The sequence below is a fragment of the Bacillus paranthracis genome (assembly GCF_001883995.1).
In the GTDB taxonomy this organism is placed as follows: Bacteria; Bacillota; Bacilli; order Bacillales; family Bacillaceae_G; genus Bacillus_A; species Bacillus_A paranthracis.
In genome coordinates this window covers 40,279-65,314 of sequence record NZ_MACE01000027.1, presented here as the reverse complement: position 1 = coordinate 65,314, position 25,036 = coordinate 40,279, and the positions used below count along the sequence as shown (strand labels likewise).

Genomic DNA, 25,036 nt, shown 5'->3' with positions numbered 1-25,036 from the left:
TAACCTGACCAAATATCAATTACATTTTTACTTTTTCATATACATCTATATAATATAAATCCTCTTTCAACTTCATAATAACGTCTACTTCGTTATAAGTAGCCTCACGAGCATGTAAACCAAATTGATCCATACCAATCCATATCCATCCAGGTGTATGATAGAGAACATCTATGTTAAAATACTCTAATTTAGTAAGCTCCGATTTAATAAATTTATCTTTATTAGCAATTTGTTTATCTATTAAACCATATTCTTTTCCATTTTCCAATAGCGATATAATTTTTCCTACAATCGGGTGTTCACGAACAATAAAGTGATATTCCTTTTCCTCCACATTCGCCACAATTAAACGAAAATCAGATAAATCAGCCTCTAAATTCGACATCTTTATTTATTCACCTCCTTTATGAGTTTCATAAACATAATAACAAATGAATATTCAAATAATATTAATATAATGTAAAAAATAAAAAAGCTGACTTCCCTTTAGAAATCAGCCTTTATAGTTTAATCATCTGTATACTTTTACAAACTATTATAATGTTTCTTTTTCCTCATCCTTTCCAGAAACTAAATTCCCAATAGCATCTGCTGTTACTTCCACCACAAATTCACAAATTCCTGCTACAACTTCTCCAATCACTTCATCCATCATTTTTACCCCCTTATTTTATGTAACTTATTTGTAGTATAGAAGAGATTGGTTATTTTTAACTATCGGAAAACGTGACAACAACATTACAGTTTTGTAAGCTTTTTAATTTGTTTCGCTTCTATACTTTGAAACTTCAAGTATGATTCACAAGCATATAGGTCATCATAATATTAAGTGAATACTAATTTTGCTAGAGGAGGCGTGTAAAATTTACTACGTAAAATTAATTAAAGGTCAATCCTTCTATGCTTTTAATCATCGTTTCTTAATGTCTGAAGAAGAAGAGGTTTCCGAGAAAGTTTATAATTACTTACGTCGTAATGAATTTTTCGAAGTACGCAAAGAAGAATTTTCGGCCTAAGTACAAAAGCACCAAGAAAACCATCACTGTATTGTGATATTTTCTTGATGCTTTTTTGTGAATTACTCCTTTTCAACAATTAATGTCGACTCTATTATTTGTCCAAGCTATTTCATTGCTATTTTCATATTTTAGTATAAGAGGAGGTGACGAATATGACTCATATCATTGATTACCAAGCTACTCAACCTATAAGTAAAACGGGTGAAACCACTTTTGCAATTCCAGCTTCTCCAAATAAAGCAATTCTAGCAAATTTGAAAGTAAGAATTTCAAGTAGAAATTCACGTAATAATCGTGTAGAGTTAATCGCTACAATTGGTATAGAAGGTATATCTGGGACTTCACAAGTTTTATTCCGAATTTTCCGTGATAACTTTGAAATTTTCAATGCACAAGCAGGTATTGAATCTACAGATTCTGAGCAATTCTACACTCAAACATTTCAAGCTATAGATCAAAATGTTAGCAGTGGAACACACCAATATTCATTAACTGTAGAAAACCTTACTAGTGGTGCAAGCGCAGAAGTTGTTGGTCCTCTATCTTTTAGCGCTTTAGCTATTGGACAAGAGCGTAAATGCTGCTAAGTGAATCTAATGTTTAATTTTGCAATTGAGAAAAGCGAGACATAGTTATATGTTCTTGCTTTTTTATTTTTTTAATATTTATCCCTACTATTCATTATGTTTTAATCATTTAGTATTTACATTTTGATTTGCTTATTTTATCAATTAACGAATCGATTTTTTGACAAATCAAAAAAATTGAAATCCACTCATGAAACACGTAATATAGACTCTGACTCTAAAAAAGTTCGTTAAAAATAATACATAAAATAAGGAGGTTTTATATACGAGTTTTTCATTTTAAAAGACGGAGAGGTTTTATATTATGTGGCGTAACAAAAATGTTTGGATTGTTTTAATTGGGGAGTTTATTGCTGGTTTAGGGCTATGGCTTGGAATTCTTGGCAACCTGGAATTTATGCAAAAATATGTCCCTTCTGATTTCATGAAATCAGTTATATTGTTTATCGGGCTATTAGCAGGTGTTCTAGTGGGACCTATGGCTGGTCGTATCATCGATCAATATGAAAAGAAAAAAGTCCTTCTTTATGCTGGTTTTGGTCGTGTTATTAGTGTTATTTTTATGTTTTTCGCTATCCAATTTGAAAGTATCGCCTTTATGATTGCATTTATGGTTGCGCTTCAAATTTCAGCAGCATTTTATTTCCCTGCATTACAATCTGTAATTCCACTCATCGTACGTGAGCATGAGTTATTACAAATGAACGGTGTACATATGAATGTAGGTACAATCGCTCGTATTGCAGGTACTTCACTAGGTGGAATTCTTTTAGTTGTAATGAGTTTACAATATATGTACGCCTTCTCAATGGCAGCATATGCTTTATTATTCCTCTCAACTTTCTTCCTACAATTCGAAGATAAGAAATCAACAACACCTAGTAAGCAAGCGGCAAAAGATAATAGCTTTATGGAAGTATTTCGTATTTTAAGAGGAATTCCGATTGCTTTCACAGCACTTATATTAAGTATTATCCCTCTATTATTTATAGCTGGATTTAATTTAATGGTAATTAATATTAGCGAAATGCAACATGATCCAACGATTAAAGGCTTTATATATACGATTGAAGGTATCGCATTTATGTTAGGTGCCTTCGTTATTAAACGTTTATCTGATCATTTCAAACCTGAAAAGTTACTATATTTCTTCGCTGTTTGTACCGCTTTTGCACATCTATCATTGTTCTTTAGCGATATAAAATGGATGTCTCTTACATCATTTGGGTTGTTTGGTTTTAGTGTTGGTTGTTTCTTCCCTATTATGTCAACAATTTTCCAAACGAAAGTGGAAAAGAACTATCACGGCCGACTCTTCTCATTCCGTAATATGTTTGAGAGAGTGATGTTCCAAATTGTCTTACTTGGCACAGGCTTCTTCTTAGATACGATTGGATTGCAATATATGGTTCTTATTTTCGGTGTTATTTCATTATTCATTATCTTCATATCGCTATCTAAACAGAAACAGTATGAAAAACAACCTTCGCAATCTGCGAATTTATAACATAATTAAAGAAGCATGGATTTAGTAGTATTAAACTAATCCATGCTTCTTTGTTTTATATAATCTTATTTATTACGTTTATTGAAATTATTAAAAGGAGTAAACACTCTTACCTTCGAATACATTATATAAACTATTATCTACAACAAGGCGGTGTAGGAATGTCTGATGGTATGCAATTATTTATTATCTTTATTTTTGTAATAGTTATGTTTAGCATCCTAAACTTTTTAGCCATTTTCCTTTCTCAGCATAACTTTAAAAGAAGAATTGTCGCAGGTTTTATATTTTCACTACTGACTCCCCTTGTCTTTTTGACTACCACAGCATTCGCTTCTATATTTGATAAAGCTGGATTTGTCGCAGGTACATTAGCCTTTATTGTTGCAATTGTATATATTTTAAATGGAATTGTGATCCTACTTTCCTCTTTATTCTTCCTCAAAAGAAACATCACATAAACTATTGTACTCGGCATGAATCTGACTTTACACTAGATTCATGCTTTTTCAATCCCCCCCTAAATTTTTATATGAAATTAAATAATTCTTTATAAAAATTTAAACTTTATTTATTACAATGTTCGTATCGTATTCGCACGTTTATTGAAAATGCAAAGAAAGGAGTACAAAATGAAAAAGATTCTATTACTTATTCCATTATTCATTATACTACTCAGTGGATGTAGCAATAATGACATATACGGCACTTGGGAAGTCGTTGACAACAAAAACGGTCTTTGTCCTATATCGTATAAATTTGAAACAGTTGTAAAAGAAGAAAAGAAAGAAAAAATCATTCAATATTTAGTAGAGATGCAAACAACGAAGAAAAAAGAAGACTTATACAAAGGCTCATTTGTTAAGGATTCTAATGTATATCACATTGATTATGGTAACTCATTTACATCAGATCAAACTTTAAAAGTTGTCGATGGCAAATTAAACGTATACTTTTATGCAGTGGAAAAATTATGTACATATAAAAAGAAATAATTACACTTCATATCAAACGCAGAAAATGTTTTCTGCGTTATTTTGTATTCCATCTCTTTATCCTCCCTCTAAATTTGTCAATCATTTTAATTTTCACAAAAAAGTGATAAAATGTAAGCATGTGTTTTCAGAATAATTAAAAACGCAGGAAGAAAACACTGTTTTTTAGGAGGGGTTTTGATGACTTACACGTTAGCAACTAGAATGAAAGCATTCCAATCTTCTATATTTAGTGAATTAGGGGCCTATAAAAAAGAAAAAATTGCAGCAGGTCACAAAATGATCGATTTAAGTATCGGGAATCCTGATATGCCACCTGCTGATTTCGTAAGAGAAGAAATGGTACATACAGCAAATCAAAAAGAAAGCTATGGATACACATTAAGTGGTATTCAAGAATTTCACGAAGCTGTAACTGAATATTACAACAACACTCATAATGTTATATTAAATGCCGATAAAGAAGTTTTATTATTAATGGGGTCACAGGACGGACTCGTTCATTTACCTATGGTTTATGCGAATCCAGGAGATATTATATTAGTTCCTGACCCAGGATATACAGCTTATGAAACAGGAATTCAAATGGCTGGAGCAACATCTTACTACATGCCTTTAAAAAAAGAAAATGATTTCTTACCTAACTTAGAGCTAATTCCTGAAGAAATTGCAGATAAAGCGAAGATGATGATTTTAAACTTCCCAGGGAATCCGGTTCCAGCAATGGCTCATGAAGATTTCTTTAAAGAAGTAATCGCATTTGCGAAAAAGCATAACATTATTGTTGTCCATGATTTTGCTTATGCTGAATTTTATTTTGATGGTAATAAACCAATTAGCTTCCTTTCTGTGCCTGGTGCTAAAGAAGTTGGCGTAGAAATTAACTCTTTGTCAAAAAGTTATAGTTTAGCAGGTAGCCGTATTGGTTATATGATTGGTAATGAAGAAATTGTCGGGGCACTTACACAATTTAAATCTAATACAGATTACGGAGTATTTTTACCAATTCAAAAAGCGGCATGTGCTGCACTAAGAAATGGTGCTGCTTTTTGTGAGAAAAACCGTGGTATTTATCAAGAACGTAGAGATACTTTAGTCGATGGGTTCCGAACATTTGGCTGGCATGTTGAAAAACCAGCTGGCAGTATGTTCGTCTGGGCCGAAATTCCGAACGGCTGGACTTCTATAGATTTCGCATATGCATTAATGGATCGTGCGAATGTCGTTGTTACGCCAGGTCATGCATTTGGACCTCACGGAGAAGGCTTTGTACGCATTGCACTCGTTCAAGATAAAGCAGTGTTACAACAAGTTGTTGAAAACATTAGAAATAGTGGCATTTTTTCTCTTGAAAAAGCAGAAGAATTAGTTAAAAATTAATGATAACTCCCCTGCTTAACTATAAGCAGGGGAGTTATTCATTGGAGGTACTTAAATGCATATTAAAGACACTCTTCCTCATCGTTATCCATTTTTAATGATTGATAAAGTAACAAATGTAAAACAAGGTGAATCCGTTACAGGATATAAACTCATTACAAATAACGAATGGTTTATAAATGATAGTCAAAAACATATGCCTCATATGTTAATTGTAGAAGCACTTGCTCAGCTTAGTGCATTTGTACATACAAGTGATTCTAACGGACTAGGCTTCCTTTCCTCGTTAGATGGGGTTACATTCCATGAAAAAGCATATCCCGGTGATAAACTTAATTTGCATTATGAGTTAACTCGCAATCGCCGAGGTTTTCTACTAGGTAAAAGTACCGCCACTGTTAATAATCAACCGATTGTAACGATAGAAAAGCTATTAATATATCAAGCAGAATAAAAATCATGTAATTCAACGGGGGTGTCTATCTCCTAAAAATTCGTTTCATCAACATGAACAGAGTAAATAAATCACTTGGTTAGGAGCAGACAAATGGAAAGTACTATTGGTATCGATGCTGGAGGCACATTAACGAAAATTGCTTATTTGGATGAACAAAGGCAATTAGCTTTTGAAAAATTTTATTCAAATGAACAAGATAAAATAATAGATTGGCTTAAGAAAAACACTGGTAAAAAGCAAATATGTATTACAGGTGGTAAAGCGAAAGAATTACAGCAACTACTTTCAAACTCATATAAAATAGTAGAACTAAATGAATTTGAAGCTACTCTTATAGGCGTCCGATACATTTTAAAAGAAGAGAAGTATGATATAAACAACTTTATTTTAACAAATATCGGTACAGGTACTTCTATTCATTACGTTTATAATGACCAATATATTCGAGCTGGCGGAACTGGTGTTGGCGGTGGTACTATCATGGGACTTTCAAAATTATTAACAAATCTAGATCATTTTGAAGATGTGATCCCTTTAACAAAAGTAGGAACTAGAAAAAAACTAGATATTACGGTTGGAGATATTTATGGTGGTATTCTCTCCCCTATTGATAATAGTTTAACTGCAAGCAATTTTGGCAAAGCCGCTACTATAGAATCAAATTATAATAGCTCAGATATACTTGCTACTGTACAAGGACTTGTCGGTGAAGTCGTTACTGCATTAAGCCTTCAATTCGCCGAAACAAAAAACATTGACCATATTATTTATATTGGTTCAACTCTATGTAATAACATACATCTTCAAAATATTATTAGTAGCTACACAAAATACCAAAATAAAACACCCATCTTTTTACGAGATGGTGGTAATAGCGGTGCGATTGGTGCTTTACTTTATGCTACGAATAAAAAAAGCTGACTTTTGTCAGCTTTTTTGCAACGGTACTTCAAATTCAATAATTGATTCCCCCTTTTCTCCAATTCGCTCTACACTAATTCTATCAATTACACATTGTAACTTTTCAGGGAAACTATGAATATCCTTGGCTACTTCAGCAGCTAACTCCGCACTTTCTTTTCTCCCGACTGTTACATGCGGTATGTACGGAATATCTTCTTTCAAAAATTGTAATAAAGGTCCTGTATACAGGATATCATGTAGTTTAGTTATTTGTTCTTTCCCCCGCTCCACTTCTAAAAACAAATAGTTTCTTACATGAGTGATACAATTTGCAAATTCAATTTCAATTTTGCCTACCCCTCTTGATAAATTCAAAATATGAGATTTTAATTCATCATTTGAAATATCACTCTTAAATGGAAATACAATTGTTATATGCGGTGGAATTAATTCAAATAAAGGATCATGTTTTTGTCTAATGTTCTCTATTTTATCGATGGACATATTATTGAGAAAAACTAAAATTGTACGCATTTTTATCCCCTCTACTTTTCCTTATTTTAATATGTATCATATTCTATAACAATCTTGCACTTCAACAAATTATTTTACTTACCTATAAAAATAAAAAACTTCTCAAATGAGAAGTTTTCATATAGTATGATTACTATTTTCCCGCCAAACTTTCCTAAACTTTATATAACAAGCAATTCTCCACGGAATGATATACGATACTGCAACTACGTAAAATAATAAACCAACCGTTTGTTGATCTAAATCTACAATAAATTGTCTTGAACCATATCTTAAAACGACAAGTGCAATAAAAGTAATTAAAAAGACAGCACTTTTTTTCGTATAAATATTCCCATCATCTCTTCGTTCATAATTTGTTAATACTATAAGCGGCACAGAGAAAAGTACCCCAATGAATACCGCTATAACTACTTGTAATATAGCTGGATGTACTGGACCAAAAAACCATACAACACCTGGTGTTAAAAATAATAACGGCCATAAAATACGTTTTCCTGATCCCTTTATTGGCTTATGCATGGAGCGATAACGACGCCAGAATATTAATAGTGCAATGCCTAAAAAGACTGTAATGAGTGAAGATGTGTCTCCCATTTGCTATCCTTCTCTCTATAGTAATCTAATAATATTTCAAATCGTTTTTTCGAATGATACTTTACGAATAAATATACTACTAGTTATGATATAAAGGACAGTTAATCCAATTGAAATAACAGTAAAATACGGTATATTTACTAAAGATCCATCACTCGTAAATAATAAATTGGTTACCCCTGCTTCTCCATAAAGTACACTATTTGTTGATAAGAAAAGGGTCCCACCAATCATAAGACCGATCCACTGAAATCGTTGTTTAAAAACTACTACCACTTGAAAGAAACATGCTGTTGTAACATAAAATAAAAATTGCAAAATAAATTGTTGCACCGATTGCTCCCCAAAACTAACATTTACTAAATTATATTTTATATCTTGTAAAAGCATTATTTGAAGAAACGAAAACATTGCGGATTGCAAGATGATATAACAAATTGCTCCGATGAAATATTGAATTCTCGTTACACCAAATGAAACAGCTAAACGAAATAGCTCATCTTGAATGATGAAAACACTCCCTACTATAAACAACATAATTGCTATTGACGGGTTATTTATAATTTCGGGTAAATAACCAATGTTCACTCCATTTAAATGCGCAGCATTTAAAGCCCCTTTTATTAATAAGGCTACAATCCAAAATATTAAAATTGCTTTATAATGAAAATTAATATGTAACTTTAACTGCTTCATTAACATCGTCATTTCACTTCACCACCAGTTATATGAATAAATAATTTTTGCAATGTAATTCTATCAATTGCTAAACCTTCTTTTTCAAGAGAGTAATAATCTTCATTAGAAAGTTCTTCCCATATAACAGCAATACCCTTATTTCCATAAACTTCTCGATTTAATACTTTTTTATTGATCAAGAACTCGTCCACTTTATCCTTTTGCCCTGAAATAATCTGAACTTGTTGTAATAAATCTTCCACCAATGATTGAACAACTAATCTTCCTTCTTTTATGATTATCACATCTTCAATCACATGGGTTACTTCTTCTACTAAATGTGTTGATAATATAATTGTTCGTGGATACTCACCGTAATCTTCTAGTAGTAGACTATAAAATAATTCACGGTGTGCTGCGTCTAAACCTGTAGTTGGTTCATCAAAAATAGTAATTGGTGCTCTACTTGCTAATCCTTGAATAATTCCTACGACTGTTTGCATACCATGGGATAGTTTATGGTATTTCTCTGTCATATTCAGCTTAAATTTATCTGCCAGTTCTTCAGCATAAGCTCCATCCCAATTTTTATAAAACATGCTACACATCTTAAAAATTTCTTTTACTTTATAGCTTAAATGTGCCTCTTCTTTTACTCTAATAAAACAAATATTTTGCATTGCTTTACTATTTTCAAATACATTTTCACCAAATACAGATACGCTACCACTACTTGAAGTAATTTGACCTGCAAGTAAATTTAATAGTGTCGTTTTTCCTGCTCCGTTTCTACCGAGCAAACCATATATTTTATGCTCTTCCAATGAAATCGTTACTTCATTTACTGCTACTTTCTTTTTGTATTTTTTCGTTATATCTTTCGTTTCAAGTGCAATCATCCCTCGTTCCCCCCCTTCGTAATTTTTTGAATCATATCCATCAATTCATCTTTGGATATTTCTAATACTTTCGCTTCTTCCCACACTTTAGGTAAATATTCGGTCATAAAAGTATTTTGTCTTTTTTTAAATACAACTTCTTTCGCTCCCTTTGCAACAAACATCCCGATCCCTCTCTTTTTATATAAAATCCCTTCATCCACTAATACGTTTACCCCTTTAGCTGCAGTAGCTGGATTTATTTGTAACATCTTCGCAAATTGATTTGTTGATGGAACTTGTTCTTCTTCAAGTAATATGTCTTTTAAAATATCAGATTCAATCGTTTCTGCAATTTGCAAGTATATTAATTTATTTTGCTCCAGAGTAGGTTTCATAATTTCACCACCTTAGGTTCATAGGTTCATTACTTATGTAATTAACCATATCACATAAAAATGTATATTTCCATAAATTTCTTTTATAAAAAAAGAGAGTCATTCGTTTAAGAATGACTCTCTTTCTAAAATTTTGAAGTTTCAACTCTAATTTTTAAATTCTTTTCATTTATACCATTTTGACAAAAATTAAATTGTTGTCCCTTTATAGACTTTGTACGATCTACAACTTGCCCTAAATGATAACTTGTGTGCTCCACTAAATGTAATAAACTATGAAGGTCAATATGTCTTTTTTCTCCACATGCTTGTATATATTCTGTTCCCCATTCATCAAATACTTCTTCAACGTACTGTAGCAAAAGTTCAGTACGTTGTCGCTTTACTGGAAAATACTCCTCAATTCCCTTTTCAAAGACTATATTTGGATTTTTATAACGACTAGTATTTCTCTGTATATGTTCACAAATATGTAGTACGATTCCACCAATTGAATTCACAGAATCCCCTTGTTTCCATAAATCTTCTTCACTAACGAAGCTAATTACCTGTATTAACTTAGGTAAATAATGATCTTGCATTCGATGATAAGTAATTTTATATACTAACTCCACCTATTTTCCTCCCATCATTTCAACTGCTGTACTGGATACTTTACAAATAAAGCATTCCTAAACTCTTTATCATTCATAAGCATTGTAATTTCTTCGTTATTTTCGTTAAGAAACTTTACTACTTTCTTTTTATCCCATATATCATTTTCTTTTGGGAAATTATCAAACTTTTCATACAGGATTGATAGTATTTCTTCTCTTTTTATCGTGAAATTTTTATTTTCTACTTGCAACTCGTAACCTTTTGCATTTGGTACTAAAATCGCTAAATAAATAACGTTAAAGAGAAAATTCTTCTCCATCGTATCCTTACCATCAAACCAATACGTCTCAACCATGTCTTCTGTCAAAGTTCCATTTCCTTTTGTACCATAGTTCACCTTTATACTTTCATTCTCTAAACTTACACTTTGAAATGTTTCACCACCGGGTAAACGATTAACAATTGCAACCACATCTGAGTTATTCCCAACATATGTCCCAGCATATTGCTTAAAGTCACCAGGTTCAACATCAGATATTTCTTTTATTCTTTCTCCGCTAGAACAAGCAGTAATACATAAAAAAATTGTTAGCATAACAACTACATTACGATGCATATATTTCATTTAGCATCCCCCATTTTTATCGATATTTCGTTAATTACAATACACCTTCTCAAAACCCTTTAAAATATACGCATTTTAATCAAAATTAAAAATTTTCATTTTTTATGTTTACAATTATCCATTAATTGTATATACTTACTAACGTAAGAAAAATATTCTAAAAGGAGGTCGAAGGAAATGATGAAATTACAATTACATGCTTTAACTTTAGCGTTAACTGCACCTGTGTTTTCTGGACAATTAAATATGAATTCGACCACCCTAATGGAGAATTGAAAATCGTACATTATTTCGATTAATTCATAAATTCGCCACAGGAGGTCGTATGCTTTCCTGTGGCTTTTTCACGCCCTGCCATAGGAGAACTATATCTTCCTGTGGCTTTTTTGTGCGATTTTTTAGTCTCTTACATTATTTTTTAAAGAAAGGAGCAACATTCGATGACTATTAGCGTATTGTTTTTAAGTATTACGATTCAAAGAAATAAAATTTCTAAAGATGAAATGTTTCATAATGAGCAAATTGAAAAAGCTATGAATGATGTTAAGGAGCGCCAAGCACTTTATTGTGATCACATGTAATTCCTTTTCGAAAGGAGGAATTCATTTATGACTTTTCATATTTTCTTTTTTACGACTGTACTTCAGAAAAATACTTTATCTGAAGGTGAAATCATTCGTAAACAACAAATAAAACAACTGACTGATAAAATGACTGACATTAAAAGTTCATATTATACGCATATGTATTAAAAATATATTTTAAAGGAGCAATACCTTCATGAAATTTAAAGCATTCTTTTTAACTATCACCATTCAAAAACGTAAGCTTTCTCAAAGTGAGATTTTACGTGAGCAACACATTCAAACTATTATGGACGAAGTAAAAGAGCGTCAAGCTTCTTATTACAGCCGTCTTTTCTAAATCAATTATAAAGGGGTTTTATCTAATGAAATTTAAAGTATTCTTTTTAACGATTACCATTCAAAAAACTAAGTTCTCGGACAGTGAGGTATTGCATGACCATCAAATTAATAAAGCTATGGAAGATGTAAAAGAACGTCAAAGTCACTACTGTAGCCATCTATAATTCCTTTCGAAAGGAGGAATGTATCATGAAGTTTCATCTTTTCTTCTTAACAATTACAATCCAGAAAGAAATCTTTTCTGAAGATGAATTAAAACAAGAGCAACAATACAAAAAGATTATGGACGAAATTCGAGATCGTAGAAGCAAATACTACACTCACCTATAATCCTTTAAAAATATAAAACTTGAAAGGAGTCGATTATGATGTTGATAGCACGTTGTAAGGAAATGATTTGGATAGTTCAGAGGGATTCCACATAGTTTATTGGGGGCTATATCATACAACTTTACCGTTTTATTTGATATGTAATAAATATATAATAAAATTGCATTCGTACACTTTTTAACATTGATTAATAAACAAAAGATACACCACTTAAAAAGTGGTGTATCTTTCTCAACATATACTATTTTCGATTACTTCGTTTCGTCTTAAACAGTCTCACTAAGTTCGATACAACTGTTTTCGTTACTGCGTACACTGGCACCGCCAAGATCATTCCAATAATTCCCGCAAAGTTACCTACCCCTAAAATTAAAATAATAATTGTTAACGGATGGATATTTAATTTTGAACTCATAATACGCGGTGAAATGATGTTACTTTCAAACTGTTGTACAATTGTTACGATAATAATTACGTACAACGCTTGCATCGGAGATACGAACAAACCTACAATAACAGCTGGTGCTGCACCGATAAATGGGCCTAAGTTAGGAATTATATTTGTAAATGCAGCTATAATTCCTAAAACAAAAGCGTACGGTAAATCGATAATTAAATAACCGATAAAAGTAAAAGCACCTACAAATATACAAACGAGCGCTTGTCCTTGAATATATGCAGATAATGTTTCGTTCGTTTCCTTAATGATACGAAGCCCTTCTTCACGGTATGACTCTGGTAATAAGCTTACTGCTTTTCCTGGAAACGCATGTCCATCTTTAAACATATAAAATAAAATGAACGGTACTGTAAAAATAACTAATGCGACGTTCGTTATGATACCAAATAAAGCCGTTGCACTCGACGTAATTGTGTTTGGTATATCCTTTAAGTATTCAATTGCATTTTTTTCAATTGTTTCAATGGAAACATAATTTTGTGTAGATAACCATTCAAACAATCTATGATGGGATAAATCTTGTATGTATAGTTTTCCCTCTTTTATATAGCCTGGCATATTTTTCACTAAATCCATTAGCTGTTGTGAGATCGTTGGAACAACTACCCCAACGCCAACCGCAGTTAATGTTATGATAAAAAGATATAACAGTAAAATCGCTAAATTTCTAGGTACTTTTTTCTCCTCTAAAAAGACTAACACCGGATTAAATATGAAGTATAAAAATAACGCGATTAAGATTGGGAAAAACAGCGTTGATATGAAGATACCAATCGGTTGAAATAGAAACGATATTTTTGTGCAAATAAATATGATCGCTACAACCATTAGCACTTCTAATGTCCAAAAGTGCACTTTCGATTTCAAAAAAACGTCCTCCTTTAAACTAGCACTTCTCTTCATTGTACCAAAATAAGTAACAATTTCACATAATATTTTCCTTTACAATATTCCAAAATACCAATAAATACACTACAATGAGATTACATACAAATTTGCAGGTAAAGGTGATAAAAATGACACAATGCATCATTTGCAGAAAAGATACGAAAGAACTTAGTGAACAATATGTCATCCCAGAAATATTATGTGGATATTATTTCACAAACTCAATTTGTGATACTTGTTATGAACAAATGACAACAAATATTGATCGCCCCTTAATTCGGCATAAATTAAGTCAGTTTAAGATTGAACATATGAAAAAACAGATTGACTCCCCGCTCTATACGAATGAGCATGGTGAGGAACTTGCGGCCGCTGAGACAGATGTTGTTGAAGTAAGTGACGAAATACTTTATTCCAATGCATTAATTATGAAACTATGTAAAAAGCACGATATTTCACTACATAACGAAATCTGGAAAGAAGAACGTGTAACGAAAGTAGCTAGCTCTATTCAACGGGAATTACTTTTAGATAACCGTAAGTATAAAATGAGTGTATTAAAAATGGCTTATACTTTCGCTGTACAAGCAGTCGATGGCTATTTTGAAGATCCAGATGCGATTGATATTTCTAGCATCCTATCGAATGCCGACTTCATGGAATTAAAAGAAAAGAGCATTGTTCGTGATTTAAGCAAAAGTTCTTTATGGAATACATTAAATACAAATAGTGAAAACCATTACTTTATTTTATTAAGTGATAAAGATGGCCTGTTCTGTTTCATTCGTCTATTTGATATTTTTGATGTTGTCGTTCATTTATCAGAAAAGAGATATGAACTTCCATCACCAATTGTCGGCGTAAATGATGTAAATAAGCAAAAATTTTACGTTCAAACTTTAAAACAGTATATGGACGGGCTCTTTAAAGAAAAGTCACCTTCTATTTAATTAGAAACAGAACATACGGTCTCCTTTCTTGATGAAAAGACACTGTGTTATAATAAGTATGAAAAGAACAATACAATCACATAAACCAATTATAAATTGTATATAAATAAAAAAGACTAGTGTGCGGCTACACACTAGTCCACGTAACTTAGCAGATTGGATTGTTCATTTATCCTATTTGTTTCTTACAAACAAAACAACCCACATTCTATTGGCATAGGTGGGTTGTTATTTTTTGAGCTTGTCTATTAAAACGACGACGAATGTTAACAGTGCAACGAGAAACAGTCCACCTTGCAGTAACAACGCTATTTCACTCACTTATTATCACCCCCCTCCTACTTGGAGAAGTGATAATTGAACAACCAACCGTACCTTAAGTTACTATTTAATTTTACCATATTTTCTGATAGTTTACGATGAAAACCCGCAAGTGATTTACTTGCGGGTTTTTTCTCACTATTTTTTTAATGCATATGCATCAGCTATCATTTCACCAACAATTTTATTTTCTTGTTTCTTATCTTCTTTCAATAAAGGAAATAACAGTTCTGCCACTTCATATGCCTCTTCTAAATGAGGATATCCCGATAATACAAACGTATCAATTCCTAACGCTTCATATTCTTTTATTCTATCTGCTACTGTATGCGGATCTCCAACAAGCGCAGTACCCGCACCACCTCTTACAAGCCCGATGCCAGCCCATAAGTTAGGACTTATCTCTAGCGACTCTCTTGTTCCTTTATTTAGATGTGTCATTCGTTTTTGCCCCACTGAATCATATCTTGCAAAGGTCTTTTGAGCAAGCTCAATTGTTTCATTATCTACATATTGAATTAAACGTTCTGCCTCTTCCCATGCTTCTTCTTCTGTTTCTCTTACAATTACGTGTAACCTGATGCCAAATCGTACTGAACGCCCCTTCTCTTCTGCCAGCTTTCTTACTTCCTCTATTTTCTCTTTCACTTGCTCTGGTGGCTCGCCCCACGTTAAATATACATCACTATGTTCTGCTGCAACTTCCTTTCCAGCAGCGGATGATCCTCCAAAATATATAGGAGGGTATGGCGTTTGCACTGGCGGGAACACAACTTTACTTTCCGTAACTTTAATATGTTTTCCTTCTAAAGAAAATGTTTCACCTTGCAATGTCGATTTCCAAACTTTTAAAAACTCATCAGCTGCTTCATATCTTTCATCATGCTCAAGATACAATCCATCTCCTTGTAATTCAACTGGATCTCCTCCAGCGACTACATTAATAAGTAACCTCCCGTCTGAAATTCTATCAAATGTAGATGCCATCCTTGCTGCAACTGTCGGTGACATTAGTCCCGGTCTAACTGCTACTAAAAATTTTAGCTTTTCTGTCTCAGCTGCAAGTGCCGATGCTAATACCCATGGATCTTCACAACCTTGGCCAGTTGGAAGTAACACACCTGTATATCCTAAATAATCAGCTGCCTGTGCAACTTGTTTATAATAACCATACTCAGCTGCTCTTCCTCGTTTTGTCGTTCCTAAATATCGTCCATCTCCATACGCTGGAATAAACCATAATAATTCCATACCTTTACACACCCCTTATTTATTTTGAAACGTACACTAAACTACTCTATATAAATTACCCCTAATAATTTATATGTTAATTTCCTATCTCGCCTTTAAAGTTATCTCGCCATCTTAAAAACTTCACTTCTAGTAAACGTACGAGTGAATCCGAAAACTTCCCAACAAATGCAAAGATAATAATACCGACAAATACAATATCTGTATTTGAAAATTGCCTTGCATCCATAATCATATAGCCAACACCTTCTGTAGATCCCATAAGTTCTGCTACTACTAAACTCACCCATGCTACTCCTAATGATAATCTTGCCCCAAGTAATAGGTTTGGCAATGCTGCCGGTAAAATTAGTTTTGTAATTAATTTTCTTTTACTAAACTCTAACACTCTCGCAACATCAAATAACTTTGAATCTACACCTCGTATTCCTAGAAACGCGTTTACGTATAAAGGAAAAAATGCACCATCTGCAATTAATAACACTTTTGATGTTTCCCCAAAACCGAACCATAATACGAAAAGCGGTGCAACAGCTAAGTGAGGCACAGTTCTTAACATTTGTACTGACGGATCTAAATATTGCTCACTTCTCGTTGAAAATCCAACAATTGTTCCTAAAATAATTCCTAAACTCCCGCCAATAAAGAAACCAGCCGCAGCCCTGAATACACTAATACTTACATGACCGAATAACTCTCCTGTTTTTATAAGTTCCTGAAAAGCTAAAAATATATCTAGCGGCGTTGGTAAAACTGTTTTAGAAACTAGACCGAATACGCCGGCCAATTGCCAAATTATTAATATAATAATCGGTATAGTAATTGCCCTTATCAAAAATTTGATATTCGTCTTCTGTACTTTCTTTACATTGTTTTTCTCAATCGTTATACTCGCCCTTTTAATAACCGCTTTCGTATTCTCCAATTTATACAACCTCTTTTCACTTCGCCTTTAACGCTTTTTCTACGAAAGAATTATCTACAACTTTATCTGTCTTAATTTCTTTCTTTATAGAACCAAGCTTATATTGAAAATCTGCTGTCTGTTGCTGTTCTGCAACTATTTCTTTCGTTACCGGAACTAAGATGGGTTTGTCGTGATTAAACACTTCTTTTACAATATCTGCATCTATTTTCTTTGCAGAAGTGTATATTTTTATTGCTTCATCCAAGTTTTCATCTTGCCATACACGTGCTTTTTCATATACTTTAAGGAATTTCTCCACTAATTCTGGATGCTCTTTCGCAAATTTTGTTCTCGCAATTAAAAACTCTGGAGAAGATACATTTAATTGTTCACCATCTGTAATCACCTTCGCTCCTTTATTTACCGTATGTAACGATATGAAAGGATCCCAAATTGCCCATGCATCTACTGATCCTGATTCAAATGCTGGCTGCGCTTCATCTGGTTGCAGTTGAATAACATTTACATCTTTCGCATTGATACCTTCTTTATCAAGCGCTCGATACAATAAATTAAATGCGCTACTTCCTTTTGCTACTGCGATTTTTTTACCTTTTAAATCTTTTACACTCGTAATCTTGCTATCTTTTTGTACAAGAATCCCTGTTCCTTTTCTCGCATAACTTGTATTAGCAATTTCGGTAAATTCAATACCTGCTGCTTGCGCGGAAATAACTGGAGAATTGCCAACTTCACCAAAGTCTAATCGATTTGATGCGATTGCCTCAAAATAAGGAGGTCCGCTTTGGAACTCTGTCCATTTCACCTTAACTCCTTCTTTTTTAAACTCCTCTTCAAACCATCCCTTTTTCTGCGCGAGTAATAGTGGACTTAATCCTTGCTGAATACCAATTTGTACTGTTACATCTTCCTTCTTACTACTTGCTGTACTTTTCTCACATCCGAATAAAAAGAAAGAAATAGCTAATGCAAAAGAAAGAACTTTAAATTTTTTATACATAAATATTCACCCTCTCCCTATAAACTTGTTTGAATCAATCCTCCATACTCAAACTGCTGTAATACTTTCTTTCGAATTTCTTGGAATGACTCCGAAGTTTTACTACGCGGATAAGGTAAATTATTTTCAATTACTTTATGTATTTTTCCAGGCTTTGCACTCATGATGACAATTCTGTTTGAAAGATATATTGCTTCGTCTATATCATGTGTAACGAATATCATTGTCGTCTTTTTTTGTTCCCAAATGTTGAGCAGTACTTCTTGCAAATGACTTCGGGTAAATGCATCCAATGCTCCAAATGGTTCATCAAGTAATAATACATTAGGATCTCTTAGCAACGCTCTTGCAATCGCAACACGTTGTGACATCCCGCCTGATATTTCTTTCGGATATGATTTTTCAAAACCGTCTAACCGAACAATTTTAACCCATTCCTTTACCTTATCCTTCACATACTTATCTTTTAATGACAAATCAGCTGCAATGTTTTCTTCAACTGTTAACCACGGAAACAGACGATGCTCTTGAAATATAAATCCTTGCTTCTTACTCGGTTTTGTTATACGCTCCCCATCAATAATGATTTCACCTTCAAAATCGTTGTCTAAACCTGCAATAATTTTTAATAATGTACTTTTTCCACAACCACTCGGACCAATTACTGTAACAAAATCCCCTTTTTCTAATTGAAAATTAATATTCTCTAATACTTGAACAGTACCAGTTTGCTTAGAAAAATATTTTGATACCTCATTAATTGAAACAGTCACTTCTTCCCCTCCTTGAAATGATTCATCTAAATGAATAGATTCAGTATTTATGTAATAAAAAAACCAAAGGCATTTTATCAATAGATAAAATGCCTTTGGTTTCTCCAATCAGCAATACGTAATAGAATTAAGTACATATTATACAAATATTTCCGATAAGTCAACTAGGTTTTATTAAAAATATATATATGATTCGTTTAAATACCCTTATTGTTATTTATATAAAAATTATTTTTTATGTTCCTTAATCCACTGTAACCAATAAGAAAACTCACATGCCAAATGCATTTGATGCGATTCAATAAGACTATTAGGACAAAGTGCCGGAAACTCTACAACTAGACTTACTTCTATACCAGTATCTGTATCTTTGAATTGATGTCGAACTCCACCAATAGTAGTACCGTCTTTCATACGTGCAACACCTGTTGATTGGTATTGATAAGACTTATCTCTAGGTGTCTTTAATCCTGTTTCGTCACCAAAAACAATAAAAAATTGAACTGGAAATGGAGAATTACCAGTAGTTTCGATAACCTCCAATTCATTTTCCCCAAAGGGTCTTAGTACGTAGTGATCTGGACAGGCTGATAAATTCACTTGATTATTTTCATCTGATTGTTCAAGCATAAAACTATCAATTCCATTTATCGCTTCTTCTGCTGTAATCCCATCTAAATAGATACTTGTTTTTGAAAATTTTCGTCTATTACCAGATAAAACTGTAGCGATACGCATACCCATTTCACTTAATTTAAGTTTAGACTTCAACTTATCATACATTTCATCGTATGAATAATTTAATTTTAGTTCTGTTAGTTTTTTTATCATAACGTCTGTATCATTTAATTCTGGCTCTTTATGTCCTAATGTATTGAAAACTTTTTTCATACGTTCTCTTTTCCATTTTGTAAGTTGTTCATTCGAAATATTGTTTCCATCGATCATAATCTTCATATACATTCTCCTTCTCTTTGATCATATCGTAGTGTATTTAATACTAAATTAACCATTTCTCGCTTCATGTCTAGATTCAACTTCACCTCTGAATGAGCAATACTGCTAAGACCGTATAAAATAAATCCTGATGCTAATAATGAGTTATCAATATTAAAAATCCCAGTTTTCACCCCTTCTTCGATTACTTGTCGAATTAATGGCTGCATTCGCGTAAATAATTTCTGTTCCAGTTGAAAATGTTGTTCCGTCTGAAACGAACTCACATTTTTATAAGGCGCTAATTTTTCGATAAATGTCCAAAATATATTTAGAGAATCTTTCAGCTTTTGCATGACAGACCGTTCATTAGAAACAAGTATTTCTTCAATTAACTCCATATTTTTCACAATAAAATCATTTAATACTTCATCAACAAAATTCTCTTTAGACTTGAAGTAATAATAAAATAAGCCCGTTGCTACACCAGCATGATTCACAACATCTTTTATGCCAAATCCTTTCATACCATTTTTCATATATAGTTCAAAACCAATATCCATCAACTCTTGCCTTCTAACATCTGGTTCTTTCGATATTCTTTTCATATGTTATCTCCTATTATGTTTTTTCTGCGACTGAATGTGATTCAATCATAAACGACTGAACTGTATTCAGTCAATATTAATTTCCACAAAAAAAGAGTAATCCCAAGAAATATACATCTAACCTTAGACTTATCAAAAAAGTTAGATTATATAACTTGAGACTACTCAATTTCATTAAATACGTATTCTATTTTCAAATCGATTACAATTTAGTTTAACCCGACTCTTTCTGTCTCTACAATCATTTGAGGAAGCGTCTTTTGAATTATTTCCTCTAATACATTAAGAGCTTCATTCACATAACCATCCTCAAACTCCTCTAAAGACTCAGGCAACTCATCCTCATCTAAAATAAAATATTCTCCACTTGGAAGTACCAAAATATCAATAATTAAGTCTTCAAATGACACTAGTTCATCTGTTATTTGCGTATTTTTTACAACATTAAAATAAGAGCCTAAATACGTTCCATTCTTATCTCTCCATATGTATAAATTGTACGGACGATCTTCCCAATAGTATGCAATGGTGTAACTTCCTTTTGGGATTGTTAAACTCGCAAGATGTGCAGTCATTGTAAATGAATACTGAACCTCATGAAATAGCACGATACTTTGCAACTGCTTTTCAAGTAATAAACAAGTGTGTTCTACTGTTGTCGAGTCATATCTTATTTTTCTTTCTATAATTTCACTTTTTGGTGTTAGTAATTTATTCATTCTTTGTTTCCCCTTATGCTATTTCTAGCTTTATTATATCCATTTATATAGTGATAAAGAAGTGTTTGGTCTCCAAATACACAATAAAAACTCCCTCTTATTTTAGAAGGAGTTTTTCACTGTCCATGTTTCATATTTTTTTACTTCTAATGGAAGCTCATTTGTTTTCAGCCACTCTACTGCACTACATACAAGCGGAGATGAATTGTCTTCTGTAATGCTTTCTATAGAAACCCATCTCGCTCCTAAAGAATCTTGACCTTCAAATTGTTTTGGTACTATGATTTTCCCTGCACTCTTTTCAACTTCATACAAAACTGCAATATGGTGTACATGTGTATAATCTTTAAACTTTGAAGGGTATTGAAAATCAACCGTTCCTACTTGCTTTATAACCTTTACTTCTAATCCAGTTTCTTCTTTACATTCCCTATGGAGTGCCGCTAACAGCGACTCCTCTTCATATAAGCTCCCACCAGGTAGATCATATCTATTCTTATATGGACCTTTTGATTTATCGATTACTAATATATTATTATTTTCGATACAAATACCGTACACACCAAACGCACGATGAAAATTAATAGCATTACCCATGTTTTAATTTCTCGGTAACTGCATCATAAAATTTCCGTTCCTCATCAACATTTAAGTGAACGCGACTTACTGTTTTAGAAAATCCATATAACAATTGTGCTTTTATTGGCTCTTTAAGTATTATTTCAAATGTTGGAGGTTCCTTTATAAATTCCATCACCGTTGCGTCAAGAAGCTCTTTCTCTTTTTTTTAAAGTTCTCCTTTATAAAACGTAATCTTATCAATTTGTGTAAACGGTATAATGATTTTCTTCCCTAATCCAATTTGAATAATTACCTGTTCTTCCGTAACAATAATTGGACTTTTACGCATTGCTTGTATTTCAGCTAAAAAATAAAACATTGCATATACGTTTAAAATAAGTAACACCCATGCTACAACTGGATTCCATTGATGAAACAAATAATGAAAACCGATACTTTCTATTAAAGTCGCATGGATGATCATAATATATACACCTATTGCACTAGTCTTTTTGTGATATGAGTATACGCATTCACCTTCTGGCACTTTTTCACGCCACGATAAAAATGCATAATAGATTAACTTACACTCTGTTACAATGATATCTACTAATTTATTTCTTTTCATAGTGGTGTCAAACGCTGCATCAATTGCATAAGAAAATGAAGAATACTCACTTTTATATTCTTTATATTTTTTTCTTATTGTAGGAAGCATTCTAACAATTTTATATAGAAGGAATAACTCAAAACATACAAAAGCAATTTCCCCTGCAACTATAATATAAGAAACGTATGAAAAAGCTTGTAAATAGTCGCTTGGAATAATAAATCTTGCAAATATATAACCAGCTATTACAACAGGAAATATATACGTTAACGAGTACCTTTTTCGAATAATAAAGAAATACGTAATGATTGGAATTACAAACATACAATCTAATATTGACCCAAGGACAACTTCTTTCGGAGCAGCTGGTACAATCGGAAGAGCATATAATAAATAGTTTGATAACAAGATTAAAGATACGAGTCCAATCCATATACCTTTTCGCCTTCGCGAAAGTGTGACACTCATATGTTCACTCCTCTATTTAAAAACCTCATTTAAATGATCTTTATAAAATGAAATAGCACGTTCAAATTCTTTCACTTCTTCTACTTTTACGACTGTTTCAAGTAATAATTTCATCGCGGATTCATGATCGTTTACGTTATATTTCGCTAATGACAAAAATACTTTCATCACATCATTATCTGGAAACTGCTGTAATCCTGTTTCTAAAACAGTAATTGCTTTGTCATACTCACCTATACAACGATATGTACTACCAAGGCCGATATAAGCTCCGCAAAGTGACTCACCTTCAAGACCGTTTGCAATTGCCTGTTCATAATACGGCATAGCTTCTGTTTCCAGCCCCATTACATCATGTATCCAAGCACATTGATAAAGTACTTCTGCATCCCTCGTAAAATTCGTTAATCCAATGAGTATCTCTTTAGACTGCGCATATTTCTTTTCTTTCCGGAGTTTAATAGCTTGCTTTAATAAATGTTCCATAGAATTCACTCCTCACCAATTATTCTATGTATCCATATTGAATGGTTAACGTTTGTATCAAAGCAAAAAGTTTCGCTTACCAATATATACTATGCGGATTCACTCTTATCCAAATACTTGAAATTATGAAGCAGTAACGCGATTACATAGTACCTCTAACCTTTTGACAATTTCTTTCGCTGTTTCATCTTTTCCATTACATAACTGCCCTTTACCGTCTTGTCCAATTACGTAGTGCATTGCTCCGCGCGAATATAAAGAATGTGGTGAATTTGCAATCATTACACTCGCCTTCGCTTCTTCCATTCTATTTTTCGCTCTTTCAAACAATTCTTCTTTATTTACGTCACTTTCAAGTTTAAAGCCAACGAGTACAGTTTCTGGATCCCACTCTTTTATTTGTTTTAATACTTTCGGTGCCTTTTGAAAATGTATAATTGGTGCTATATCACTTGAGATTTTTCCATTCATATCAAGAACATTACCCTCTTGATCACAAATCTTGTCCACAATCCAATCAGATCCAGCCGCTGCCATAATAACCGCATCGACTTTTTCATGCGTAATGATACTTTTCATTTTATCTTGTAAATCAACAATTCCTTCAAATGGATGTAATTCTAATTGATTGTTTATATCATTCGGTTTCTCCGCAAAATAACCATGTAAATATATAACATGGACCCCTTTACTTATAAGCTCTTCGGCGATTATTCTTCCAATTGTTCCTTTTGCCATATTTGTATGGCCGCGTACTTGATCCCATTTTTCTAAACAACCACCGCTTGTAATTAATACCTTTTTCCCCTTCATCGTAACCATCCCTTACTAATTTTTCTTACGAAACCATTCTGTTCCAAAGTCAACTATATCACGTTGTTTCATAAGACGGCACTTTGCGTTTCCTATTTTCCCCATTGTTACGGTTCCTTTTTGCTCAAACTCTACACCAATTTCTACAAATTTGTCAGAATCGTAATCCATATCAACAAATTCTTTCCATACTCTTTCACCATTTTCTATAATAGGTGCCCCTACTTTTATTAACTCACATGCACCAGAACGTACTTCTGATAAATGTACAGAAGTATTCGAATCATATCCAACACCAATTAATAATATGTATCCGTCTAGATCGTATATTTTTCTTAATGGAGATTCTTCTCCTAAACTCATCGATAGTGACTGATTTACTGTTATTTCTTCTGCATGTCTTCCCCATGCAGCAAAGCTTCCTAATGGATGGTTACTACGTACTACATTCGGATATGTACGAAAACATTCAACTACTTTTCCCATTGCCCTTGTTGGTGTTATATGTGGCTCAAATGCTGGAACGTTATCCCGAATAATTTGCCACCATTCTTCAGGTACAGGTGGTCTTGACCAATGTTTCGGATCAGATAAATCCGAAGACTGAGTTGGCATAATAATCGTTCCCTCTTCTGTAATAACCTCCATTAACGCCTCTACTACTGCAACTGCTCCGCCTGATACCCAGCCAATGGAACTTAACGAAGAATGTACAATAACTGTCATTCCTTTTTCTAATCCTAATTTTCTTAAATCATTTGTAATTGTTTTGATTGTATTTGGCAATTGCGTACTTGCCACTATGTCATTCATTTTCACGATTGTTCCCCCATTTGTTTTAAACTACTAC

35 protein-coding genes and 1 pseudogene are annotated in these 25,036 nt (G+C 32.8%); 14 read left to right on the top strand and 22 right to left on the bottom strand.

Features of this window, described 5'->3' with window-relative positions:
• Nucleotides 1-19: 19 nt before the first annotated feature.
• Nucleotides 20-388 carry a hypothetical protein gene (locus BAQ46_RS11965; RefSeq protein ID WP_000067092.1) on the bottom strand — a complete coding sequence of 123 codons (369 nt, stop codon included), beginning with the start codon at nt 386-388 and terminating at the stop codon, nt 20-22.
• Between the two features lie 478 nt (nt 389-866).
• Between BAQ46_RS11965 and BAQ46_RS11955 the strand changes: the two genes are divergently transcribed.
• The 8 genes from BAQ46_RS11955 (at nt 867) to coaW (ending at nt 6,869) form a co-directional block, all read left to right on the top strand.
• Nucleotides 867-1,019 (top strand): YqbF domain-containing protein, encoded by a 153-nt coding sequence (locus BAQ46_RS11955; protein ID WP_071729165.1) that lies wholly within the window; start codon nt 867-869, stop codon nt 1,017-1,019.
• A gap of 155 nt (nt 1,020-1,174) precedes the next feature.
• Nucleotides 1,175-1,609 (top strand): exosporium protein ExsC, encoded by a 435-nt coding sequence (gene exsC, locus BAQ46_RS11950; protein ID WP_000148803.1) that lies wholly within the window; start codon nt 1,175-1,177, stop codon nt 1,607-1,609.
• Between the two features lie 304 nt (nt 1,610-1,913).
• Nucleotides 1,914-3,116 carry an MFS transporter gene (locus BAQ46_RS11945; protein WP_000269249.1) on the top strand — a complete coding sequence of 401 codons (1,203 nt, stop codon included), beginning with the start codon at nt 1,914-1,916 and terminating at the stop codon, nt 3,114-3,116.
• A 161-nt stretch (nt 3,117-3,277) separates the two neighbouring features.
• A complete protein-coding gene (locus BAQ46_RS30035; RefSeq protein WP_001279503.1) occupies nt 3,278-3,577 on the top strand; it encodes a hypothetical protein in 300 nt (99 codons plus the stop codon).
• 171 nt (nt 3,578-3,748) lie between these two features.
• The gene (locus tag BAQ46_RS11935) at nt 3,749-4,111 is read left to right on the top strand and encodes a lipoprotein (RefSeq protein ID WP_046199223.1); all 363 of its coding nucleotides are present in this window, start codon (nt 3,749-3,751) and stop codon (nt 4,109-4,111) included.
• A 180-nt stretch (nt 4,112-4,291) separates the two neighbouring features.
• Nucleotides 4,292-5,491, top strand: a complete 1,200-nt coding sequence (locus BAQ46_RS11930; protein ID WP_061130996.1) for an LL-diaminopimelate aminotransferase — start codon at nt 4,292-4,294, stop codon at nt 5,489-5,491.
• Nucleotides 5,492-5,546: 55 nt separating this feature from the next.
• Nucleotides 5,547-5,945, top strand: a complete 399-nt coding sequence (locus BAQ46_RS11925) for a 3-hydroxyacyl-ACP dehydratase FabZ family protein (protein WP_048557957.1) — start codon at nt 5,547-5,549, stop codon at nt 5,943-5,945.
• 93 nt (nt 5,946-6,038) lie between these two features.
• Complete coding sequence (gene coaW, locus BAQ46_RS11920) at nt 6,039-6,869, top strand: type II pantothenate kinase (protein ID WP_061130995.1); 831 nt, start codon at nt 6,039-6,041, stop codon at nt 6,867-6,869.
• 6 nt (nt 6,870-6,875) lie between these two features.
• Here the strand turns inward: coaW and BAQ46_RS11915 are convergent, their stop codons facing one another.
• The 7 genes from BAQ46_RS11915 to BAQ46_RS11885 form a co-directional block, all read right to left on the bottom strand.
• A complete protein-coding gene (locus tag BAQ46_RS11915; RefSeq protein ID WP_001259226.1) occupies nt 6,876-7,385 on the bottom strand; it encodes a 2'-5' RNA ligase family protein in 510 nt (169 codons plus the stop codon).
• A 117-nt stretch (nt 7,386-7,502) separates the two neighbouring features.
• The gene (locus BAQ46_RS11910; RefSeq protein WP_000502987.1) at nt 7,503-7,982 is read right to left on the bottom strand and encodes a CcdC family protein; all 480 of its coding nucleotides are present in this window, start codon (nt 7,980-7,982) and stop codon (nt 7,503-7,505) included.
• Between the two features lie 36 nt (nt 7,983-8,018).
• Nucleotides 8,019-8,690: a DUF4052 family protein gene (locus BAQ46_RS11905; RefSeq protein ID WP_000178193.1), complete on the bottom strand. Its 672-nt coding sequence runs from the start codon at nt 8,688-8,690 to the stop codon at nt 8,019-8,021.
• The gene (locus tag BAQ46_RS11900; RefSeq protein WP_071741970.1) at nt 8,687-9,559 is read right to left on the bottom strand and encodes an ATP-binding cassette domain-containing protein; all 873 of its coding nucleotides are present in this window, start codon (nt 9,557-9,559) and stop codon (nt 8,687-8,689) included. The genes BAQ46_RS11905 and BAQ46_RS11900 overlap by 4 nt, the downstream gene beginning before the upstream one ends.
• The gene (locus BAQ46_RS11895) at nt 9,556-9,936 is read right to left on the bottom strand and encodes a GntR family transcriptional regulator (protein WP_071741969.1); all 381 of its coding nucleotides are present in this window, start codon (nt 9,934-9,936) and stop codon (nt 9,556-9,558) included. The genes BAQ46_RS11900 and BAQ46_RS11895 overlap by 4 nt, the downstream gene beginning before the upstream one ends.
• A gap of 125 nt (nt 9,937-10,061) precedes the next feature.
• Complete coding sequence (locus tag BAQ46_RS11890) at nt 10,062-10,550, bottom strand: DinB family protein (RefSeq protein ID WP_071741968.1); 489 nt, start codon at nt 10,548-10,550, stop codon at nt 10,062-10,064.
• 14 nt (nt 10,551-10,564) lie between these two features.
• Nucleotides 10,565-11,158: a DUF4825 domain-containing protein gene (locus tag BAQ46_RS11885; RefSeq protein ID WP_048557961.1), complete on the bottom strand. Its 594-nt coding sequence runs from the start codon at nt 11,156-11,158 to the stop codon at nt 10,565-10,567.
• A 440-nt stretch (nt 11,159-11,598) separates the two neighbouring features.
• On the opposite strand from BAQ46_RS11885, the gene BAQ46_RS11875 reads away from it, so the two are divergent.
• From BAQ46_RS11875 to BAQ46_RS11855, 5 genes are read left to right on the top strand one after another with little or no spacing between them, the layout of a single operon-like run.
• Nucleotides 11,599-11,739 carry a YrzI family small protein gene (locus tag BAQ46_RS11875; RefSeq protein ID WP_000156179.1) on the top strand — a complete coding sequence of 47 codons (141 nt, stop codon included), beginning with the start codon at nt 11,599-11,601 and terminating at the stop codon, nt 11,737-11,739.
• A gap of 27 nt (nt 11,740-11,766) precedes the next feature.
• On the top strand, nt 11,767-11,910 hold the full coding sequence (locus BAQ46_RS11870) for a YrzI family small protein (protein WP_000142725.1): 144 nt from the start codon (nt 11,767-11,769) through the stop codon (nt 11,908-11,910).
• Between the two features lie 28 nt (nt 11,911-11,938).
• Nucleotides 11,939-12,082, top strand: a complete 144-nt coding sequence (locus BAQ46_RS11865; RefSeq protein ID WP_000668983.1) for a YrzI family small protein — start codon at nt 11,939-11,941, stop codon at nt 12,080-12,082.
• A gap of 25 nt (nt 12,083-12,107) precedes the next feature.
• On the top strand, nt 12,108-12,248 hold the full coding sequence (locus BAQ46_RS11860) for a YrzI family small protein (RefSeq protein WP_000669815.1): 141 nt from the start codon (nt 12,108-12,110) through the stop codon (nt 12,246-12,248).
• Nucleotides 12,249-12,273: 25 nt separating this feature from the next.
• Nucleotides 12,274-12,414, top strand: a complete 141-nt coding sequence (locus BAQ46_RS11855) for a YrzI family small protein (RefSeq protein ID WP_000668488.1) — start codon at nt 12,274-12,276, stop codon at nt 12,412-12,414.
• A 241-nt stretch (nt 12,415-12,655) separates the two neighbouring features.
• Here the strand turns inward: BAQ46_RS11855 and BAQ46_RS11850 are convergent, their stop codons facing one another.
• On the bottom strand, nt 12,656-13,741 hold the full coding sequence (locus tag BAQ46_RS11850; RefSeq protein ID WP_000837888.1) for an AI-2E family transporter: 1,086 nt from the start codon (nt 13,739-13,741) through the stop codon (nt 12,656-12,658).
• A 149-nt stretch (nt 13,742-13,890) separates the two neighbouring features.
• On the opposite strand from BAQ46_RS11850, the gene BAQ46_RS11845 reads away from it, so the two are divergent.
• A complete protein-coding gene (locus tag BAQ46_RS11845; protein WP_000189721.1) occupies nt 13,891-14,712 on the top strand; it encodes an HNH endonuclease in 822 nt (273 codons plus the stop codon).
• A gap of 228 nt (nt 14,713-14,940) precedes the next feature.
• Here the strand turns inward: BAQ46_RS11845 and BAQ46_RS31045 are convergent, their stop codons facing one another.
• The 13 genes and pseudogenes from BAQ46_RS31045 to aacC all read right to left on the bottom strand — a co-directional run bounded on the left by BAQ46_RS31045 (nt 14,941) and on the right by aacC (nt 24,999).
• On the bottom strand, nt 14,941-15,033 hold the full coding sequence (locus BAQ46_RS31045) for a putative holin-like toxin (protein ID WP_001289320.1): 93 nt from the start codon (nt 15,031-15,033) through the stop codon (nt 14,941-14,943).
• Nucleotides 15,034-15,171: 138 nt separating this feature from the next.
• Nucleotides 15,172-16,284: an FMNH2-dependent alkanesulfonate monooxygenase gene (gene ssuD, locus BAQ46_RS11835; protein ID WP_000422271.1), complete on the bottom strand. Its 1,113-nt coding sequence runs from the start codon at nt 16,282-16,284 to the stop codon at nt 15,172-15,174.
• 76 nt (nt 16,285-16,360) lie between these two features.
• The gene (locus BAQ46_RS11830; protein WP_071741967.1) at nt 16,361-17,209 is read right to left on the bottom strand and encodes an ABC transporter permease; all 849 of its coding nucleotides are present in this window, start codon (nt 17,207-17,209) and stop codon (nt 16,361-16,363) included.
• Between the two features lie 16 nt (nt 17,210-17,225).
• Nucleotides 17,226-18,212 (bottom strand): aliphatic sulfonate ABC transporter substrate-binding protein, encoded by a 987-nt coding sequence (locus BAQ46_RS11825; RefSeq protein ID WP_071741966.1) that lies wholly within the window; start codon nt 18,210-18,212, stop codon nt 17,226-17,228.
• Nucleotides 18,213-18,229: 17 nt separating this feature from the next.
• Entirely contained in the window at nt 18,230-18,985 is a 756-nt protein-coding gene (locus BAQ46_RS11820; protein ID WP_000218625.1) for an ABC transporter ATP-binding protein, read from the bottom strand.
• A 228-nt stretch (nt 18,986-19,213) separates the two neighbouring features.
• Nucleotides 19,214-19,942: a hypothetical protein gene (locus BAQ46_RS11815; protein ID WP_061130989.1), complete on the bottom strand. Its 729-nt coding sequence runs from the start codon at nt 19,940-19,942 to the stop codon at nt 19,214-19,216.
• Nucleotides 19,939-20,529 (bottom strand): TetR/AcrR family transcriptional regulator, encoded by a 591-nt coding sequence (locus BAQ46_RS11810; protein ID WP_061130988.1) that lies wholly within the window; start codon nt 20,527-20,529, stop codon nt 19,939-19,941. Before BAQ46_RS11810 ends, BAQ46_RS11815 begins: the two co-directional genes overlap by 4 nt.
• A gap of 209 nt (nt 20,530-20,738) precedes the next feature.
• Complete coding sequence (locus BAQ46_RS11805; RefSeq protein ID WP_061130987.1) at nt 20,739-21,248, bottom strand: ribonuclease FAU-1 family protein; 510 nt, start codon at nt 21,246-21,248, stop codon at nt 20,739-20,741.
• A gap of 102 nt (nt 21,249-21,350) precedes the next feature.
• Nucleotides 21,351-21,845 (bottom strand): NUDIX hydrolase, encoded by a 495-nt coding sequence (locus BAQ46_RS11800; protein ID WP_000525962.1) that lies wholly within the window; start codon nt 21,843-21,845, stop codon nt 21,351-21,353.
• A pseudogene (locus BAQ46_RS11795) lies at nt 21,838-22,887 on the bottom strand (hypothetical protein). Before BAQ46_RS11795 ends, BAQ46_RS11800 begins: the two are co-directional and overlap by 8 nt.
• A 12-nt stretch (nt 22,888-22,899) precedes the next feature.
• Complete coding sequence (locus tag BAQ46_RS11790; RefSeq protein WP_000400626.1) at nt 22,900-23,373, bottom strand: tetratricopeptide repeat protein; 474 nt, start codon at nt 23,371-23,373, stop codon at nt 22,900-22,902.
• A gap of 123 nt (nt 23,374-23,496) precedes the next feature.
• Nucleotides 23,497-24,186, bottom strand: coding sequence for a phosphopantothenoylcysteine decarboxylase domain-containing protein (locus BAQ46_RS11785; protein WP_071741965.1), 690 nt, complete (start codon nt 24,184-24,186; stop codon nt 23,497-23,499).
• Between the two features lie 15 nt (nt 24,187-24,201).
• The gene (gene aacC / locus BAQ46_RS11780) at nt 24,202-24,999 is read right to left on the bottom strand and encodes a BA2930 family N-acetyltransferase (RefSeq protein WP_130776749.1); all 798 of its coding nucleotides are present in this window, start codon (nt 24,997-24,999) and stop codon (nt 24,202-24,204) included.
• Between the last annotated feature and the right edge of the window lie 37 nt (nt 25,000-25,036).

Bases quoted from the DNA above. Each gene is read 5' to 3' on its own strand.
- BAQ46_RS11965 (WP_000067092.1), bottom strand. From the start codon at position 388: ATGTCGAATTTAGAGGCTGATTTATCTGATTTTCGTTTAATTGTGGCG.
- exsC (WP_000148803.1), top strand. From the start codon at position 1,175: ATGACTCATATCATTGATTACCAAGCTACTCAACCTATAAGTAAAACG.
- BAQ46_RS11945 (WP_000269249.1), top strand. From the start codon at position 1,914: ATGTGGCGTAACAAAAATGTTTGGATTGTTTTAATTGGGGAGTTTATT.
- BAQ46_RS30035 (WP_001279503.1), top strand. From the start codon at position 3,278: ATGTCTGATGGTATGCAATTATTTATTATCTTTATTTTTGTAATAGTT.
- BAQ46_RS11935 (WP_046199223.1), top strand. From the start codon at position 3,749: ATGAAAAAGATTCTATTACTTATTCCATTATTCATTATACTACTCAGT.
- BAQ46_RS11930 (WP_061130996.1), top strand. From the start codon at position 4,292: ATGACTTACACGTTAGCAACTAGAATGAAAGCATTCCAATCTTCTATA.
- BAQ46_RS11925 (WP_048557957.1), top strand. From the start codon at position 5,547: ATGCATATTAAAGACACTCTTCCTCATCGTTATCCATTTTTAATGATT.
- coaW (WP_061130995.1), top strand. From the start codon at position 6,039: ATGGAAAGTACTATTGGTATCGATGCTGGAGGCACATTAACGAAAATT.
- BAQ46_RS11915 (WP_001259226.1), bottom strand. From the start codon at position 7,385: ATGCGTACAATTTTAGTTTTTCTCAATAATATGTCCATCGATAAAATA.
- BAQ46_RS11910 (WP_000502987.1), bottom strand. From the start codon at position 7,982: ATGGGAGACACATCTTCACTCATTACAGTCTTTTTAGGCATTGCACTA.
- BAQ46_RS11905 (WP_000178193.1), bottom strand. From the start codon at position 8,690: ATGACGATGTTAATGAAGCAGTTAAAGTTACATATTAATTTTCATTAT.
- BAQ46_RS11900 (WP_071741970.1), bottom strand. From the start codon at position 9,559: ATGATTGCACTTGAAACGAAAGATATAACGAAAAAATACAAAAAGAAA.
- BAQ46_RS11895 (WP_071741969.1), bottom strand. From the start codon at position 9,936: ATGAAACCTACTCTGGAGCAAAATAAATTAATATACTTGCAAATTGCA.
- BAQ46_RS11885 (WP_048557961.1), bottom strand. From the start codon at position 11,158: ATGAAATATATGCATCGTAATGTAGTTGTTATGCTAACAATTTTTTTA.
- BAQ46_RS11875 (WP_000156179.1), top strand. From the start codon at position 11,599: ATGACTATTAGCGTATTGTTTTTAAGTATTACGATTCAAAGAAATAAA.
- BAQ46_RS11870 (WP_000142725.1), top strand. From the start codon at position 11,767: ATGACTTTTCATATTTTCTTTTTTACGACTGTACTTCAGAAAAATACT.
- BAQ46_RS11865 (WP_000668983.1), top strand. From the start codon at position 11,939: ATGAAATTTAAAGCATTCTTTTTAACTATCACCATTCAAAAACGTAAG.
- BAQ46_RS11860 (WP_000669815.1), top strand. From the start codon at position 12,108: ATGAAATTTAAAGTATTCTTTTTAACGATTACCATTCAAAAAACTAAG.
- BAQ46_RS11855 (WP_000668488.1), top strand. From the start codon at position 12,274: ATGAAGTTTCATCTTTTCTTCTTAACAATTACAATCCAGAAAGAAATC.
- BAQ46_RS11845 (WP_000189721.1), top strand. From the start codon at position 13,891: ATGACACAATGCATCATTTGCAGAAAAGATACGAAAGAACTTAGTGAA.
- ssuD (WP_000422271.1), bottom strand. From the start codon at position 16,284: ATGGAATTATTATGGTTTATTCCAGCGTATGGAGATGGACGATATTTA.
- BAQ46_RS11825 (WP_071741966.1), bottom strand. From the start codon at position 18,212: ATGTATAAAAAATTTAAAGTTCTTTCTTTTGCATTAGCTATTTCTTTC.
- BAQ46_RS11815 (WP_061130989.1), bottom strand. From the start codon at position 19,942: ATGAAGATTATGATCGATGGAAACAATATTTCGAATGAACAACTTACA.
- BAQ46_RS11810 (WP_061130988.1), bottom strand. From the start codon at position 20,529: ATGAAAAGAATATCGAAAGAACCAGATGTTAGAAGGCAAGAGTTGATG.
- BAQ46_RS11805 (WP_061130987.1), bottom strand. From the start codon at position 21,248: ATGAATAAATTACTAACACCAAAAAGTGAAATTATAGAAAGAAAAATA.
- BAQ46_RS11800 (WP_000525962.1), bottom strand. From the start codon at position 21,845: ATGGGTAATGCTATTAATTTTCATCGTGCGTTTGGTGTGTACGGTATT.
- BAQ46_RS11790 (WP_000400626.1), bottom strand. From the start codon at position 23,373: ATGGAACATTTATTAAAGCAAGCTATTAAACTCCGGAAAGAAAAGAAA.
- BAQ46_RS11785 (WP_071741965.1), bottom strand. From the start codon at position 24,186: ATGAAGGGGAAAAAGGTATTAATTACAAGCGGTGGTTGTTTAGAAAAA.
- aacC (WP_130776749.1), bottom strand. From the start codon at position 24,999: ATGAATGACATAGTGGCAAGTACGCAATTGCCAAATACAATCAAAACA.